The following is a 15,546-nucleotide window of genomic DNA, read 5'->3' as shown; positions in this document are numbered from 1 at the left end:
CGTGGCCCGTGGACCGACGTCTGGTGGCCGTGCCTCGCCGTCCGGCCCGCACCCAGTCCGGTCTCCCGTGCGTTCGCCGGGAGGCCGTCCGGGGCGGGCGGTGCGGTTCGTGGAGCCGTCACCGCCCCTTCCCCGCGGCCCCCTTCACCCACCGGTAGACCAACTCCGGCCTGCCCACCTGCCCGTACAGCGGCTTGCGCTCGGCGCGCCCCGCCTCCACCAGATGCTCCAGATACCGCCGGGCGGTGATCCGGGAGATCCCCACCGCCTCGGCCACCCCCGCGGCGGTCAGCCCCTCCGCCGCCTCCCGCACGGCCTCCGTCACCCGTTCCAGGGTCGGCGCGCTCAGCCCCTTGGGCAGCGCCGCGGGCCCCGGGGCGCGCAGCGCCGCCAGCGCCCGGTCGACCTCGTCCTGGCCGCTTGCCTCACCGGCCGCCCCCCGGAACTCCGCGTACCGCACCAGCCGGTCCCGCAGCGTCGCGAAGGTGAACGGTTTCAGCACGTACTGCACGACCCCCAGCGACACCCCCTCCCGGACCACCGTCAGATCGCGGGCCGACGTCACCGCGATGACGTCCGCGTGATAGCCCGCCGCCCGCAGGGACCGGGCCAGTTGCAGCCCGTGCGCGTCCGGCAGGTGCAGGTCCAGCAGCAGCAGGTCCACCGGCGTACGGTCCAGCAGCCGCCGTGCCTCCGCACCCGTGTGCGCCTTCCCGACCGCGACGAAACCCGGCACCCGGCCGACGTACATGACATGCGCGTCCGCGGCCACCGGATCGTCCTCGACGACCAGCACTCTGATGGGCGTACCGCCCGGCTCTTGCGACACTTGCGTCATCCCTCGCCTCCTGGGGCCGCCGTCACCCGCCGCAACGGCAGCCGCACCACGAACTCCGCCCCGCCCCCTTCGGCCTCCGCCACCGACAGCGTCCCCTCGTGCCGGTGCACGGCCTGCCGGACCAGGGCCAGACCAAGACCACGCCCTCCGGGGCCCGACGGCTTCGTCGAGAAGCCGCGCTCGAAGACCAGGGAGGCGTGGGCAGGATCCACCCCCGCGCCCGTGTCCGCCACCCTCAGGAGCAACTCGTCCCCCTGCGTGCACGCGGTCACCGTGACCCGCGCCCGTACGCCGCCCTGCGCCGCGTCCACCGCGTTGTCGATGAGGTTGCCGAGGATGGTGACCAGGTCCCGGGCCGGCAACGACCGCGGGAGCAGGCCGTCGTCCAGGCCGCTGTCCTGCGAGACGACCAGTTCCACACCCCGCTCGTTCGCCTGGGCCGTCTTGCCCAGCAGCAGGGCCGCCAGCACCGGCTCGCTCACCGCCGCCACCACCTGGTCGGTCAGCGCCTGGGCCAGCTCCAGCTCCGCCGTGGCGAAGTCGACCGCCTCGTCCGCGCGGCCCAGCTCGATCAGCGAGACCACGGTGTGCAGGCGGTTGGCCGCCTCGTGCGCCTGCGACCGCAGCGCCTGGGTGAAACCCCGCTCAGAGTCCAACTCGCCCATCAGTGACTGGAGTTCGGTCACGTCCCGGAGGGTCACCACGGTGCCGCGGCGCTCGCCGCCGGACACCGGCGAGGTGTTCACCACCAGCACCCGGTCCGCCGTCAGGTGCACCTCGTCCACCCGGGGCTCGGAGGCCAGCAGCGCACCCGTCAGCGGGGCCGGGAGGCCCAGCTCCGCCACCGACGTCCCCACCACCTCCCCGGACACCCCCAGCAGCTCCCGCCCGCCGTCGTTGATCAGTGCCACCCGGTACTGCCCGTCGAGCATCAGCAGTCCCTCGCGCACCGCGTGCAGTGCCGCCTGGTGGTAGTCGTGCATCCGGCTCAGCTCGGTCGCGTTCATGCCGTGGGTGTGGCGGCGCAGCCGCGCGTTGACGACGTAGGTGCCCACGGCGCCCAGGACGAGTGCGCCGGCCGCCACCCCCAGCAGGGCCGTGACCTGGTCCTGCACCCGCTTGCTGATCGCCTCGACCTTGATGCCGGCGCTGACCAGGCCGATGATCCGGTCGTTCTCGTCCTCGATGGGGGTGACCGCGCGGACCGACGGTCCGAGGGTGCCGGTGTACGTCTCGGTGAAGGACTCGCCCTTCAGGGCGCGGGCTATGTGACCGCGGAACCTCTGGCCTATCTCCGACTCCACGGGGTGGGTCCAGCGGATGCCGTCGGGGTTCATGATCGTGACGAAGTCGACCTCGGTGTCCCGCATGACGCGCAGGGCGTAGGGCTGGAGCTCGGCCGTGGGGTTCGCGGTGCCGATCGCCTCCCGGACGGACGGGGAGTCGGCCACCGAGCGGGCCACCGCGGTGGCCTGGCGGCTCGCCGCCTCCTCGGCCTGGCTGCGGTCGCTGACGTAGGTGAACAGCGCGTATCCGGCGACGACGACCGCGATCAGCACGGCCTGCATGGCGAACAGCTGGCCGGCCAGGCTGCGGGGTCTCGGCACACGGACGGGGAGGCGCATGTCGTCAGTGTGCCTCCCGGGTTAAGCGCGAACTAAATGAACACAAGGGTGACCGCCCTCACAGCCCGGGAGATAGTCACCGCATTCCCCATATCTCCCCGGACGTGAGCCGCACGCCGGTGATGCCGACGAAGACGTCAAGGAGGGCAGCCGTGGCCACCAGCAGCACCCCGAATACGGCACCTGCCGCACCCGCTGGGAAGCGGGACCGCACCCACTATCTCTACATCGCCGTCATCGCCGCGGTGGCGCTCGGCATCGCCGTCGGTCTGATCTGGCCCGACCTCGGCGTCGAGCTCAAGCCCCTGGGCACCGGCTTCGTCAACCTGATCAAGATGATGATCTCGCCGATCATCTTCTGCACGATCGTGCTCGGGATCGGCTCGGTGCGAAAGGCCGCCAAGGTCGGCGCCGTGGGCGGTATCGCGCTCGGCTACTTCCTGGTGATGTCCCTGGTCGCGCTGAGCATCGGCCTCGTCGTCGGCAACATCCTGCACCCCGGTGACGGACTGCACCTGACCGAAGCGATCAAGGCCACCGGCCACGACCAGGTCTCCGACGAGGCGCTGCCGCCGGTCGAGTTCGTCCTGTCGATCATCCCGACGACCTTCCTCTCCGCCTTCACCGAGGGCCAGGTCCTGCAGACCCTCCTGGTCGCCCTGCTCGCCGGCTTCGCCCTGCAGGCCATGGGCAGCGTCGGCCAGCCGGTGCTGCGCGGCATCGAGCACATCCAGCGGCTCGTCTTCCGCATCCTCGCCATGGTGATGTGGGCCGCCCCGATCGGTGCCTTCGGCGCCATCGCCGCGGTGGTCGGCTCGGCCGGCGTGGACGCGCTCAAGAGCCTCGCGGTGCTGATGCTCGGCTTCTACGTGACCTGCTTCCTGTTCGTCTTCATCGTGCTCGCCGCGCTGCTGCGCATCGTGGCCGGGCTGAACATCCTCACGCTCTTCAAGTACCTGGCCCGTGAGTTCCTGCTGATCCTGTCCACCTCCTCCTCCGAGTCCGCGCTGCCGCGCCTCATCGCGAAGATGGAGCACCTGGGCGTCAGCAAGCCCGTCGTCGGCATCACCGTCCCGACCGGCTACTCCTTCAACCTCGACGGCACCATGATCTACATGACCATGGCGTCCCTCTACATCGCCGACGCCCTCGGCACGCCGATGTCGATCGGCGAGCAGATCCCGCTGCTGCTCTTCCTGCTGCTGGCCTCCAAGGGCGCGGCGGGCGTCAGCGGCGCCGGTCTGGCCACGCTGGCCGGCGGTCTGCAGTCCCACAAGCCCGCCCTGGTGGACGGCGTCGGCCTGATCGTCGGCATCGACCGCTTCATGAGCGAGGCCCGCGCCCTGACGAACTTCGCGGGCAACGCGGTCGCCACCGTCCTGGTGGGCACCTGGACCAAGGAGATCGACAGGGCCCGCGTCCGGCAGGTGCTGGCGGGCGAGCTGCCCTTCGACGAGAAGACGCTGCTCGACGAGGGCGAGCCCGTCACCGGCGGCGACGTGCCCGAGCCGCGCGAGGAGGGCGAGAAGGAACTCGCCAAGGCCTGACCCGTCCGGCACCGAGAGACCCCGGGTGCCCGGCCCCGCCTGAACCGGGGCCGGACACCCGGCCAGGGATCCGGGCGGCTGAGTGCTCCCCGTAGCTCAGCCGCCCGGTCCTTTTCTGTTCTTCCGACGGCGGCCTCCTCGCGGCGGGACCGGCCGCAGGGGGCGTGGAGCGGCGGCCGGGACCCCGCCGGTCGGGGGCGGAGGCGCTCATGTGCGCCGTGCCCGCTCCTCCCGGGCCGCCGCCGCCAGACGCCGCAGCTCGTCGCCGTCCAGGACGAGGTCGGCCGCTCCGGCCGAGTCCCGCACCGTCTCCGGCCGGCTGGCGCCCGGGATGGGGATCACGGTGGGGGAGAGGGCCAGCAGCCAGGCGAGACAGACCTGCTGCGGGCTGACGCCCCGCTCCCGGGCGACCTCGTGGAACGCGCCGAGGCGCCGCTCGTCCGCCTCCCCCGGCCGGGCAGGCCCGTCCAGGGGGCTGCGGGCAAGACCCCCGAGCGGGCTCCACGGCAGGAACGCCAGCCCCAGCTCGGCCGCCAGCCGCACCTCGGGCTCGCTGTCACCGACGGCCGGGGAGTAGCGGTTCTGCACGCAGACCAGCCGGTCGCCGAGGACGGCCCGGGCCCGGCGGATCTGGCCGGCGTCCGTGTTGGAGACACCGGCCAGCCGGATCTTCCCCTCGTCCAGCAGGTCCCGCAGCGCGCCCACCGAGTCCTCGAAGGGGACCGCCGGGTCCGGCTTGTGCAGCTGGTAGAGGCCGATCGCCTCGACGCCGAGCCGCCGCAGGGAGGCCTCCGCCGCCGCCTTCAGGTGCCGGGGGTCGCCGTTCACCGTCCAGTCGGTCCCGGCAGGTCTGCCCCGCCCGCCCTTCGTCGCCACCAGCACACCGTCGGTGTCACCGCCGTAGGACGCGAGCGCGCGGGCCAGCAGACGTTCGTTGTGACCGGGGTCCTCGCCCGGCAGGTGGTAGGAGTCGGCGGTGTCCAGCAGGGTCACGCCCGCGTCCAGCGCCGCGTGGACCGTGGCCAGGGCGCGGGTCTCGTCGGGGCGGCCCTCGACGGACAACGGCATCGCACCGAGCCCGATCGCGCTCACCCGCAGATCGCCGAGGGGGCGGTACCGCATGTCAGACCCCCCTTCCCACCGTCGCCGGGACGGCCGTCCCGAGGGTCTCCGCCACCGCCCGAGGGAGCCATCGCCGTGCGTTGCCGAAGGTGAACCCGAGCCGCACGGCGAGGGAGTTGTCCATGCCGTAGAAGCGGCGGAAGGAGAACGGCGACACTTCGCCGACCTCGACCTGCCGGTAGAGGATCCCGCCCTCCCCCAGCTGCGCGGCCACCGCTTCGCACAGCTCTTCCGTGGTCAGCGGGGCGTGGGAGGCCGCGTTGACCGGGCCGGTGAACTCCTCGCCCGCCGCCCAGAACAGGAAGTCGGCGATCTCCTCGACATGGATGTACGTCGCCGGGTGGTTCACCGCCGGCACGGTGACCGGCTCGCCGGCGCGGATGCGGGAGGCGTAGTGCTCCAGGCGGCCGGTGAAGTCGTCGTCCCCGCCCAGGACATGGGCGACGCGGACGGCGGTGTACGGGAAGGGCGGCCCGGCGGCGAACACCGCCTCCGCCTGACGCTTGCCCTCGCCGTAGTGGGTGTCGAGGAACTCCGGGTCGTCCCAGGGGAGTTCCAGGTCCACCACCACGGTCCGCGGATCGACGTCCGTCTCCCGCACCGGCGCGATCGAGTCCTCGAACTCGTACACCTCGACCGTCGACGTCATCACGTACCGGCGGGTGCGGCCGGTGAACACCCGGCGGGCGACGGCCGCCTGGCGCGGGGTGTAGCAGACCTGGTCGACGACGACGTCGAAGGCGCGGGAGCCGAGGGCGCTCCTCAGGGACGTCTCGTCGTCGCGGTCGGCGACGAGGTGGAGTGCGCCCGGCGGCGGGGCCGACGAGCCGCGGTTCAGTACCGTCACCCGGTCCCCGGCGGCCAGCAGACGCCCGACGAGCCGTTTGCCGGCATAGCGGTTGCCGCCGATGACCAGGACTTCTCGCGGCGTTGCCCCTCGTTCCTGTTCCATGGCCATAATTCTCCTGGCCGGCCGGCACGTTCTGAAGGGGGAACCATGGGAGTTCAGGCAGGCATACCGAAAGAACCTCGGCATCTGCGAGCCGCCACCGGCGAAACGTCGGTGAGCCTCGACGCGCTGGACCGGCAGATCCTTCAGCTCCTGCAGACCGACGGCCGGATCAAACTCAGCGAGCTGGGGCGCAGGGTCCGGCTCAGCCCGGCGGCCGTCACCGAACGGGTGCGCCGGCTGGAGGCGGCGGGCGTCGTCACCGGGTACAGCGCCCAGGTCTCCCCGTCCCGCCTCGGCTACGGCATCCAGGCCTTCGTCCGGGTCAACCCGCACGGCGGCTACAGCCTGAAGCACCCGAGGGCCCTGGAGCTGATGGAGCGCCCCGAGATCACCGAGGTGCACCACGTGGTCGGTGAGGACTGCTGGATCCTCAAGACCGCCGTCAGGGACACCGTCCACCTGGAGGAGGTGCTGGAGGAGATCTCCGCCCTGGGGCGCACGACGACCTCCATCGTGCTCACCTCACCCGTGGAGCGGAAACCGCTCTTGCCTTGACGTCGGCGTCAAGCCGTACGTTCGTACGCATGCGAATCGGCGAGCTGGCCGCACGGGCCGGGACCACCACGCGGACGCTGCGGTACTACGAGTCGCGGGGGCTGCTGCCCGCGCGGCGCGGTGAGAACGGGTACCGGACGTACGACGAGGACGATCTGAAGCTGCTGCGCCAGATCAGGACGCTGCAGGACTTCGGGTTCGACCTGGAGGAGACGCGGCCGTTCCTGGAGTGTCTGCGGGCCGGTCACCCCGAGGGCGACTCGTGCCCGGCGTCGCTCGCGGTCTACCGGCGCAAGCTGGACGAGCTGGACGCGCTCATCGGGGAGCTGCGGGCGGTGCGGGAGCAGGTCGCCGGGCAACTGGTGCGGGCCGAGCTGGCCGCCGGGGCGCTGGTTCCGGGGAGCCCGGAACCCGGATGCGAGCTGGGAGGGCAGGAACGGTGATCAAGGCGGACGGGGTGACCGAGGTGACGGACGCGGACTTCGGGGCGGAGGTGCTCGGGGCGGAGCTGCCGGTGCTCGTGGAGTTCACCGCCGACTGGTGCCCGCCGTGCCGGCAGATGGGGCCGGTGCTGAGCGCGCTCGCCGCGCAGGAGGGCGGGCGGCTGAAGGTGGTGCAGCTGGACGTGGACACCAATCCGGAGACGACCAACGCCTACAAGGTGCTGTCGATGCCGACGTTCATGGTGTTCCGGGCCGGTGAGCCGGTGAAGGCGATGGTGGGGGCCCGGCCCAGGCGCCGGCTCCTGGAGGAGCTGTCCGACGTGCTGTGATCCCTGCCGAACAGAAGAAATCCCCCGGGCAATTGCGCCCGGGGGATTTCTTTGCGTATATTCGATGATTCGCGACTTCAGGAGAATGGGGTCGCAAATAAGTTCAGTGAGCAGAGTATATCCGGGCGGGAGTGGAATTGTCAAACACCGACTTTCCAGACAGTGAATTGCGGCGTGAACAGGAATTCATCGACGACCTGTACGCCCGGGTCGACCGTCTGCGCGGCGACACCGAGACCTCCGTCACGGACGCGCTCGCCCAGGGCCACACACCCAGGCAGGCCCGCCTGGAGCGGGACATCCTCGTCGCCGAACGCTCAGGCCTGCTGGCCGCGCTGAACGCCGTGGACGGCTCCCTCTGCTTCGGCCGGATCGACCTCACCACCGGCGTCAGCCACCACATCGGCCGGATCGGGCTGCGCACCGACGACGCCGAGCGCACCCCGGTCCTCATCGACTGGCGGGCCGACGTGGCCCGGCCCTTCTACCTGGCCACCGGCCACACCCCGCTGGGCCTGCGCCGCCGCCGGCACCTGACCACCGAGGGCCGCAGGGTCACCGCCCTGCACGACGAGATCCTCGACCTCGGCGACAAGGAGAGGACCGGCCACGAGGACCCGACCGGCGACGCCGTCCTGCTCGCCGCGCTCACCTCCGCGCGCACCGGCCGCATGAACGACATCGTGCAGACCATCCAGGCCGAGCAGGACGAGATCATCCGCGCGCCCCACCGGGGCGTGCTGGTCGTGGAGGGCGGGCCCGGCACCGGCAAGACCGCCGTCGCCCTGCACCGCGCCGCCTACCTCCTCTACGAACACCGCGAGCTCCTCGCCAAGCGCGCCGTCCTCATCGTCGGCCCCAACCCCGCCTTCCTCGGCTACATCGGCGAGGTGCTGCCCTCGCTCGGCGAGACCGGCGTGCTCCTCGCGACGGTCGGCGAGCTCTACCCCGGCGTGCGGGCGACGGCCAGGGACACCCCCGAGGCGGCCGCCGTCAAGGGCCGCGCCGGCATGGCCGACGCCCTCGCCGCCGTCGTACGCGACCGGCAGGCGCTGCCCGACCCGGTGATCGCCGTCGAGCACGACCGCGAGATCCTCATGCTCGACGACGGTCTCGTCGGCGTCGCCCGCGAGCGCACCCGGGCCGCGAAACTGCCGCACAACGCGGCCCGCGAGCACTTCGAGGGCCACATCCTCAACACCCTCACCGAGCTGTACGCCGAGCGCGTCGGCACCGATCCCTACGACGGCTCCAGCCTCCTCGACCCGAGCGACATCACCCAGATCCGTGACGAACTCGCCGAGAACCCGGAGGTCTGGTCCGCCGTCGACCGGCTGTGGCCGAGGATCACCCCGCAGCGGCTGGTCGCCGACTTCCTCGCCGGCCCCGAGGGGTACGTCGGCGACGCGGACGCGGACGCCATCCGCCGCCCGGTCACCCGGGCGTGGACCGTGGCGGACGTCCCGCTGCTCGACGAGGCCGCCGAACTCCTCGGCGAGGACGACCGGGTGGCGCGGGTCCGGGCGGAGCGGGAACGGGAGACCCGGATCGCCTACGCCCAGGGCGTGCTGGACGTCTCCTACGCCTCGCGCACCTACGAGTTCGAGGACAAGGAGGACGGCGACCGGGATGCCAGCGAGGTGCTGTCCGCGCACGACATCATCGACGCCGAGCGGTTCGCCGAGCGGCACGAGGAGGACGACCACCGCAGCGCCGCCGAGCGCGCGGCCGCCGACCGGACCTGGGCGTTCGGCCACATCATCGTCGACGAGGCGCAGGAGCTGTCCCCGATGGCGTGGCGGCTGCTGATGCGGCGCAGCCCGACCCGCTCGATGACCCTGGTCGGCGACCCGGCCCAGACGGCGGAGGCGGCCGGCGTCGGATCGTGGGCGGAGATCCTCCAGCCGTACGTGGAGGACCGCTGGGAGCACACCCGCCTCGGCGTCAACTACCGCACCCCGGCCGAGATCATGGAGGTCGCGGCGGCGGTCGTCCGCGCGGAGGACCCCGGCTTCGAGCCGCCGGCCTCGGTCCGTTCCACCGGGGTACGGCCCTGGGCCCGCGCCGCCGACGACCTGCCGTCGGCCGTCGCCGAGGCCGTGGCGGAGCTCACCCCCGCCGAGGGCCGGCTGGCGGTGATCGCCCCGCGCGAGCTGCACCGCGGGATCGCCGCCCGGCTGGACGGCGTGACGGCGGGCGCGGAGCCGGACCTGACCCGCACCGTCGTCCTGCTGGACCCGCGCCAGGCCAAGGGGCTGGAGTTCGACTCCGTGCTCGTGGTGGAACCCGCCGGGTACGGCACCAGCGACCTGTACGTCGCCCTCACCCGGGCCACCCAGCGGCTCGGTGTGGTCCATACCAAGGAGCTGCCGAAGGCGCTGGTGACAGCGCTGGCGTAACGCGGGATCACCAAGACGTAACAGTTCGTGCCGTGATCACTGCGCGTGCACGGCCGGTGCGGTAAGCGTTGCCGTATGGAAGCGCAGCCCCACGCCCTCGCACCGGCCGACAGCCCCGCCCTCGGCTCGCTGTCCGTCCAGCCGCTGCTCACCGCGGAGTTCGACGCCGACCCCGGCGCGGTGTACCGGAGGCTGCGCGCCGCGTACGGTCCGGTGGCGCCCGTCGGCCTCATGGGCGTACCGGTGTGGCTCGTCCTGGACTACCGGGAGGTGCTGGAGGTCCTGAAGAACGAGAGCCAGTGGCGGCGGGACGTACGGCACTGGCGGGCCCGGGCCCAGGGCGGGCTGCCGCCCGACTGGCCGCTGCTCGCGGGCTACGAGGTCCGCCAGACGATGTTCATGGACGACGAGGAGCACCGGGCCGCCCGCCGCACCCACCACACCGCCCTGCGCCCCTTCCAGGACGCCAGGAGCCCCGAGGGGTGGGAACTGCGCTCGGCCGTCGCCCGCTACGCCGACGAACTGGTCGCCCTGCTCGCCGCCGAGTCGGGCCGCACCGGCTTCGCCGACCTCGGCGCGCAGTACACCCGGCCCCTGCTGCTGATGGTCACCACCAAGCTGTTCGGCTGCCCGGTCGAACTCGGCGACGAACTGGTCATGGACCTGTGGCGGATGCTGGACGGCGGCCCCGACGCGGGCCCCGCCACGGGCCGGGCGCTGGCCGCCTTCACCCGCCTGGCCGCCCACCGGCGGGCCCGCCCCGGCGACGACCTCACCTCGTACCTGCTGCTGGCCGACCCCGACCTCACCGACGACCAGCTCGGCCGGGAGCTGTTCATGAACGCCGTCTACCTCAACGACATCACCGGCAACATGGTCCTCAACACCCTGCTCGAGGTGCTGCGCGGCAACGCCACGGTCCGCCGCAGCCTCTCGGCGGGGCAGCTCGGAGAGACGGTCAACCGGGCCGCCCTCGCCAACCCTCCCGTCGCCAACATGTGCTTCCGGTTCGCCGCGCGGGACGTGCGACTGGGCCGCTTCTGGATCCGCGCGGGCGACATCGTCTCCCCCTCCTGCGCCGCCGCCCACCAGGACCTTCTGGCCATCGGCTCCTCCCACATGGTCGGCTCCGCCGTCTCCACCCGGGCCCACCTCGGCTGGGGCGCCGGCCCCCACCAGTGCCCGAGCGCGGCCCGGGAACTCGGCTCCCTGATCGTCTCCACCGCCGTCGGCCGTGTCTTCGACCACTTCGACCAGGCCGAACTCACCCTTCCCCCCGACCAGTTGCCCTGGCGCTCCGGCCCGGTGGTGCGCGGCCTGCGGGTCCTGCCGGTGCGCTACGAACTGAGCCACGACGCTCCGGCCCTCCGCCGTCCCGACCACGGCCGGCTCCCGGCCGTCCCCCCGGGGGAGGGACAGGCCAGAGGCCTCCTGGCGGCACTGCGGCGGCTGATGTCCGGCGGGAAGAAGGACGGTTAGGCGGGCCGCAGCCACACCGTCGCGAGCGGGGGCAGGGTCAGCCGGATGCTCGCCGGGCGGCCGTGCCACCCCTGCGGTTCCGGTTTGACCGGGTCGGGGGCGCCGACGCCGCTGCCGCCGTAGCGCTCGGCATCGGTGTTGAGGACCTCGTGCCAGGCCGGTATGTCGTCGGGGACGCCGAGGCGGTAGTCGTGGCGGACGACGGGGGAGAGGTGGGAGACGGCCAGGAGCGGGGTGCCCTCGGCGTCGTAGCGGAGGAAGGCGAAGACGTTGTCGTCGGTGGCGTCCCCGACCACCCACCGGAAGCCGGCCGGGTCGGTGTCCCGCTGCCAGAGCGCGGGGCAGGAGCGGTAGTGGGCGTTGAGGTCGCGCACCAGGTCGCGGACGCCCCGGTGGTCGGCCTCGGCGCCGTACGCCGGGTCCAGCAGCCACCAGTCGGGCCCGTGCGCCTCCGACCACTCGGCGCCCTGCGCGAACTCCTGCCCCATGAAGAGCAGCTGCTTGCCCGGGTGGGCCCACATGAACCCGAGATACGCCCGCAGGTTGGCGCGCTGCTGCCACCAGTCGCCGGGCATCTTCGACACCAGTGAGCGCTTGCCGTGCACCACCTCGTCGTGGGAGATCGGCAGGACGTAGTTCTCGCTGTACGCGTACACCATCGAGAAGGTCATCTCGTGGTGGTGGTACTTGCGGTGCACCGGCTCGTGGCTCATGTACTCCAGCGAGTCGTGCATCCAGCCCATGTTCCACTTCAGCCCGAAACCGAGCCCGCCGAAGCCGCTCGGGCCGCGGTGGTGGGTGGCCCGGGTGACCCCGTCCCAGGCGGTCGACTCCTCCGCGACCGTCACGACGCCCGGGTTGCGCCGGTACACGGTCGCGTTCATCTCCTGCAGGAACGCCACCGCGTCCAGGTTCTCCCGTCCGCCGTGCTCGTTGGGGGTCCACTGGCCCGGCTCGCGCGAGTAGTCGAGATAGAGCATCGAGGCGACCGCGTCCACCCGCAGCCCGTCGATGTGGAACTCCTCGCACCAGTAGGTGGCGTTGGCGACCAGGAAGTTGCGCACCTCGCGCCGCCCGAAGTCGAACTCCAGCGTCCCCCAGTCGGGGTGCGCGGCCCGCAACGGGTCCGCGTGCTCGTACAGCGGCCGTCCGTCGAACTCGGCCAGCGCCCACTCGTCCCGCGGGAAGTGCGCCGGCACCCAGTCCATGAGGACACCGATGCCCGCCCGGTGCAGCGCGTCGACCAGGAACTTGAAGTCGTCCGGGGTGCCGAGCCGGGCCGTGGGCGCGTAGAAGCCGGTGACCTGGTAGCCCCAGGACCCCCCGAAGGGGTGCTCGGCGACCGGCATCAGCTCGACGTGCGTGAAGCCGAGGTCCCTGACGTACGCGGGCAGCTGCTCGGCGAGCTGACGGTACGTCAGCCCCGGTCGCCAGGACGGCAGATGGACCTCGTAGACCGAGAACGGGGCCTCGTGCGCGGGTGTCCCGGCCCGCCGGGCCAGCCACTCCTCGTCGCCCCACTCGTACCGCGAGGCGTGCACGACCGACGAGGTCGCCGGGGGGACCTCCGTGCGCCGGGCCAGCGGGTCGGCGCGCAGGGTGTGCGAGCCGTCGGCGCGGGCGATGTCGAACTTGTACAGCTCGCCCTCGCCGACACCGGGCACGAACAGCTCCCACACCCCGGAGGAGCCGAGCGACCGCATCGGACACCCGGTGCCGTCCCAGAAGTTGAAGGAACCGGCCACCCGCACTCCGCGCGCGTTCGGCGCCCACACCGAGAACCGGGTGCCGGACACGCCCTGGTGGGTCGTCGGGTGCGCGCCGAGTACCGTCCACAGCTCCTCGTGCCGGCCCTCGCCGATCAGGTGCAGGTCCAGTTCGCCCAGGGTGGGCAGGAACCCGTAGGCGTCCTCCGTCTCCAGGGTCGTGTCCTCGTACGCCACCAGGAGCCGGTAGGCCGGGACCTCCGTCAGGGGCAGCAGCCCGGAGAAGAAACCGTCCCCGTCGTCGTGCAGGCCCGCCCGCAGCTCGCCCGCGACGACCGTGACCGACCGCGCGTACGGGCGCAGGGCGCGGAAGACGACACCGCCGGGCACCGGGTGCGCGCCGAGCACGGAGTGCGGGTCGTGATGGGTGCCGTGCAGAAGCCGCTCGCGGTCGGCGGCGTCGGGGGCGGGGGAGAAGGGCACGTCCGGCGGGGCGGCGGAAGGCTTCCCGGCCGTCGCCTTCCCGGTGGTCGCCGTCGCCTCCGCCTTTCTGGCCGCAGCCTTCTTGACCACGGCCTTCTCGGCCGCCGCCGTCTTTTTCACCGCAGCCTTCTTCACCGCAGCCTTCTTCTTGGCCGCCGCCTCCTCGGCTGCCGCTTTCCTGTCGGTGGCCTTCTTCTTCGGGGGAGTCACGTGCGGGGCCTCCTCAAGGCAGGTCGGGTGCGGCGAGGCGGTGTATCGCGGACAACGGGACGGGCAGCCAGTCGGGGCGGTGCCGGGCCTCGTAGACGACCTCGTAGACCGCCTTGTCCGTCTCGAAGGCCCGCAGCAGGACGGGATCGGTGCGCGGATCGCGGCCCGCCACCTCGGCGTAGCCCGAGCAGTACGCCGCCCGGCAGGCGTGTGCCCAGCCGGGGTCCGGCGTGTCGGCCGAGTGGGCCGCGTAGTCGAAGGACCTCAGCATCCCCGCCACGTCCCGCACCGCGGGCTGCGGCATCCTGCGCTCGGCCGGCGGCCGGGCCGGCTCGCCCTCGAAGTCGATCAGCGACCACTCCCCGGACGGCGCCCGCAGGCACTGTCCGAGATGCAGGTCGCCGTGGATGCGCTGCGCGGTCCAGGTGTGCCCCTCGCCCGCCAGATCGGCGAGCGCGGTGAAGGCGGTCCGCAGCGCCGGCGCGTACGGCCGCAGCGCCGGAACCGCCTGCGCCGCCGCGTCGAGGCGTACGACCATGCCGTCGACCATCGGCTGTATCTGCGCCGGTCCCAGCGTCGCCGTGGGCAGCGCCCGGGCCAGTGCCCCGTGCACCTCGGCAACGGCCCGCCCCAGCGCCCGCGCCTCGGCGCTGAAGTCCTCCCCCTTGGCCAGCTCCCTCAGCGCCAGCTCCCAGCCGTCGGTCGCGCCCTGGACATAGGGCTGGAGCACACCGAGGACATACGCGTCCTCGTCGCCCTCCTCCACGTACGTCTCCATCCAGGCCGTCGGGGCGGGCACCCGGGGGCAGCCCTCGCGGGCCAGCGCCAGCGGGAGCTCCAGGTCGGGATTGACTCCGGGCGCGACCCGGCGGAACAGCTTGAGGATGAACGTATCTCCATAGACGACGGAGGAGTTCGACTGCTCGGCGGTCATCAGGCGCGGGACCAGTCCCGGCCGGATCTCCTGGGCCGGGTCCCGTTCGCAGCGCAGGGCGCCGATCCGGGCCCGGCTGCGCAGCGCCTCCAGGAGCAGCTCGGCGGGCCGGGTGTCGTACAGGGCGTCGTACACGGTCCGTCCGGTCAGCGGTCCGTCCGTCACATGGCCGATCAGCGCGGGCGCCAGCCGGGGCGGCAGCGCCTCGCGCACACCGATCAGCAGCTGGTAGCAGTCGCCGGGGGTTTCCGGCTGGTGCGCGCGCAGCAGGAGGTGGTAGAGGCCGATCCGGGCGCCGGCCGGCAGCAGCTCGGTGGCCGCGACCAGCGAGAACCCGGTGACCGGCCGCCCCTTGCCGGCGAACCACCGCTGCCGGGGCAGCCACTCCCGCAGCAGCGGGTCCAGTGACGCGAGGAGGCCTGGGCTGGTCGTGCCGGAGCTGCCGGAACGTGTGACAGTCTTCGCCATGGCGTCACATTCCTTTCCCCGGGGGGTCGGGGTGCTACTGATGCGTGCCCCGGGCGGGGCGGGGGAAACCGCCCCGCCACCGGAGTTCTAGGCGGCTTCCCTGCGGAGCCGGAACCAGTAGAAGCCGTGCCCGGCCAGGGTGAGCAGATAGGGCAGCTCACCGACGGCCGGAAAGCGCACCCCGCCGAACAGCTCGACCGGGTAGCGCCCGTTGAACCGGCTCAGATCCAGTTCCGTGGGCTGGGCGAAACGCGAGAAGTTGTGCACGCACAGCACCAGGTCGTCCTCGTACTCGCGCAGGAACGCGAGGACGGCCGGGTTGGAGGACGGCAGTTCGGTGTACGTCCCCAGCCCGAAGGCCGGGTTCTGCTTGCGGATCTCGATCATCCGGCGGGTCCAGTGCAGCAGCGACGAGGGCGACGACATCGACGCCTCGACGTTGGTGACCTGATAGCC

13 protein-coding genes are annotated in these 15,546 nt (G+C 72.4%); 6 read left to right on the top strand and 7 right to left on the bottom strand.

Going from position 1 to position 15,546, the window contains the following annotated elements; translation table 11 throughout:
* Positions 1–118 precede the first annotated feature (118 nt).
* Positions 119–838: a response regulator gene (locus tag ACFY30_RS00065; protein ID WP_390842935.1), complete on the bottom strand. Its 720-nt coding sequence runs from the start codon at positions 836–838 to the stop codon at positions 119–121.
* A complete protein-coding gene (locus ACFY30_RS00060; protein WP_390842934.1) occupies positions 835–2,463 on the bottom strand; it encodes an ATP-binding protein in 1,629 nt (542 codons plus the stop codon). Before ACFY30_RS00060 ends, ACFY30_RS00065 begins: the two co-directional genes overlap by 4 nt.
* A gap of 122 nt (positions 2,464–2,585) precedes the next feature.
* On the opposite strand from ACFY30_RS00060, the gene ACFY30_RS00055 reads away from it, so the two are divergent.
* The gene (locus ACFY30_RS00055) at positions 2,586–4,010 is read left to right on the top strand and encodes a cation:dicarboxylate symporter family transporter (protein ID WP_390843661.1); all 1,425 of its coding nucleotides are present in this window, start codon (positions 2,586–2,588) and stop codon (positions 4,008–4,010) included.
* Between the two features lie 207 nt (positions 4,011–4,217).
* Here the strand turns inward: ACFY30_RS00055 and ACFY30_RS00050 are convergent, their stop codons facing one another.
* Complete coding sequence (locus ACFY30_RS00050) at positions 4,218–5,132, bottom strand: aldo/keto reductase (RefSeq protein WP_390842933.1); 915 nt, start codon at positions 5,130–5,132, stop codon at positions 4,218–4,220.
* Position 5,133: 1 nt separating this feature from the next.
* Positions 5,134–6,084 carry an NAD-dependent epimerase/dehydratase family protein gene (locus tag ACFY30_RS00045; RefSeq protein WP_390842931.1) on the bottom strand — a complete coding sequence of 317 codons (951 nt, stop codon included), beginning with the start codon at positions 6,082–6,084 and terminating at the stop codon, positions 5,134–5,136.
* Positions 6,085–6,129: 45 nt separating this feature from the next.
* Here ACFY30_RS00045 and ACFY30_RS00040 point away from each other — a divergent pair, with 45 nt between their 5' ends.
* From ACFY30_RS00040 to ACFY30_RS00020, 5 genes are all read left to right on the top strand, one after another.
* Complete coding sequence (locus ACFY30_RS00040) at positions 6,130–6,639, top strand: Lrp/AsnC family transcriptional regulator (protein WP_390842930.1); 510 nt, start codon at positions 6,130–6,132, stop codon at positions 6,637–6,639.
* Positions 6,640–6,668: 29 nt separating this feature from the next.
* Positions 6,669–7,082, top strand: a complete 414-nt coding sequence (locus ACFY30_RS00035; RefSeq protein WP_390842929.1) for a MerR family transcriptional regulator — start codon at positions 6,669–6,671, stop codon at positions 7,080–7,082.
* Positions 7,079–7,411, top strand: coding sequence for a thioredoxin family protein (locus tag ACFY30_RS00030; RefSeq protein WP_390842928.1), 333 nt, complete (start codon positions 7,079–7,081; stop codon positions 7,409–7,411). The genes ACFY30_RS00035 and ACFY30_RS00030 overlap by 4 nt, the downstream gene beginning before the upstream one ends.
* 167 nt (positions 7,412–7,578) lie before the next feature.
* Positions 7,579–9,810 (top strand): HelD family protein, encoded by a 2,232-nt coding sequence (locus ACFY30_RS00025; RefSeq protein WP_390842927.1) that lies wholly within the window; start codon positions 7,579–7,581, stop codon positions 9,808–9,810.
* A 75-nt stretch (positions 9,811–9,885) separates the two neighbouring features.
* A complete protein-coding gene (locus ACFY30_RS00020) occupies positions 9,886–11,289 on the top strand; it encodes a cytochrome (protein ID WP_390842926.1) in 1,404 nt (467 codons plus the stop codon).
* Here ACFY30_RS00020 and glgB read toward each other — a convergent pair.
* From glgB to ACFY30_RS00005, 3 genes are all read right to left on the bottom strand, one after another.
* Positions 11,286–13,688, bottom strand: coding sequence for a 1,4-alpha-glucan branching enzyme (gene glgB, locus ACFY30_RS00015; protein WP_390842925.1), 2,403 nt, complete (start codon positions 13,686–13,688; stop codon positions 11,286–11,288). The two genes, ACFY30_RS00020 and glgB, sit on opposite strands and share 4 nt — an antisense overlap.
* 13 nt (positions 13,689–13,701) lie before the next feature.
* Positions 13,702–15,090: a maltokinase gene (locus ACFY30_RS00010; RefSeq protein ID WP_390842924.1), complete on the bottom strand. Its 1,389-nt coding sequence runs from the start codon at positions 15,088–15,090 to the stop codon at positions 13,702–13,704.
* Positions 15,091–15,177: 87 nt separating this feature from the next.
* Positions 15,178–15,546: alpha-glucosidase C-terminal domain-containing protein (locus ACFY30_RS00005; RefSeq protein WP_390842923.1), on the bottom strand; the 369-nt coding region annotated here is incomplete at its 5' end.

The sequence above is a fragment of the Streptomyces sp. NPDC000345 genome (genome assembly GCF_042898825.1).
Classification (GTDB): Bacteria; Actinomycetota; Actinomycetes; order Streptomycetales; family Streptomycetaceae; genus Streptomyces.
The sequence above is the reverse complement of the archived record's forward strand: the minus strand, read 5'-3'. Positions and strand labels throughout refer to the sequence as shown.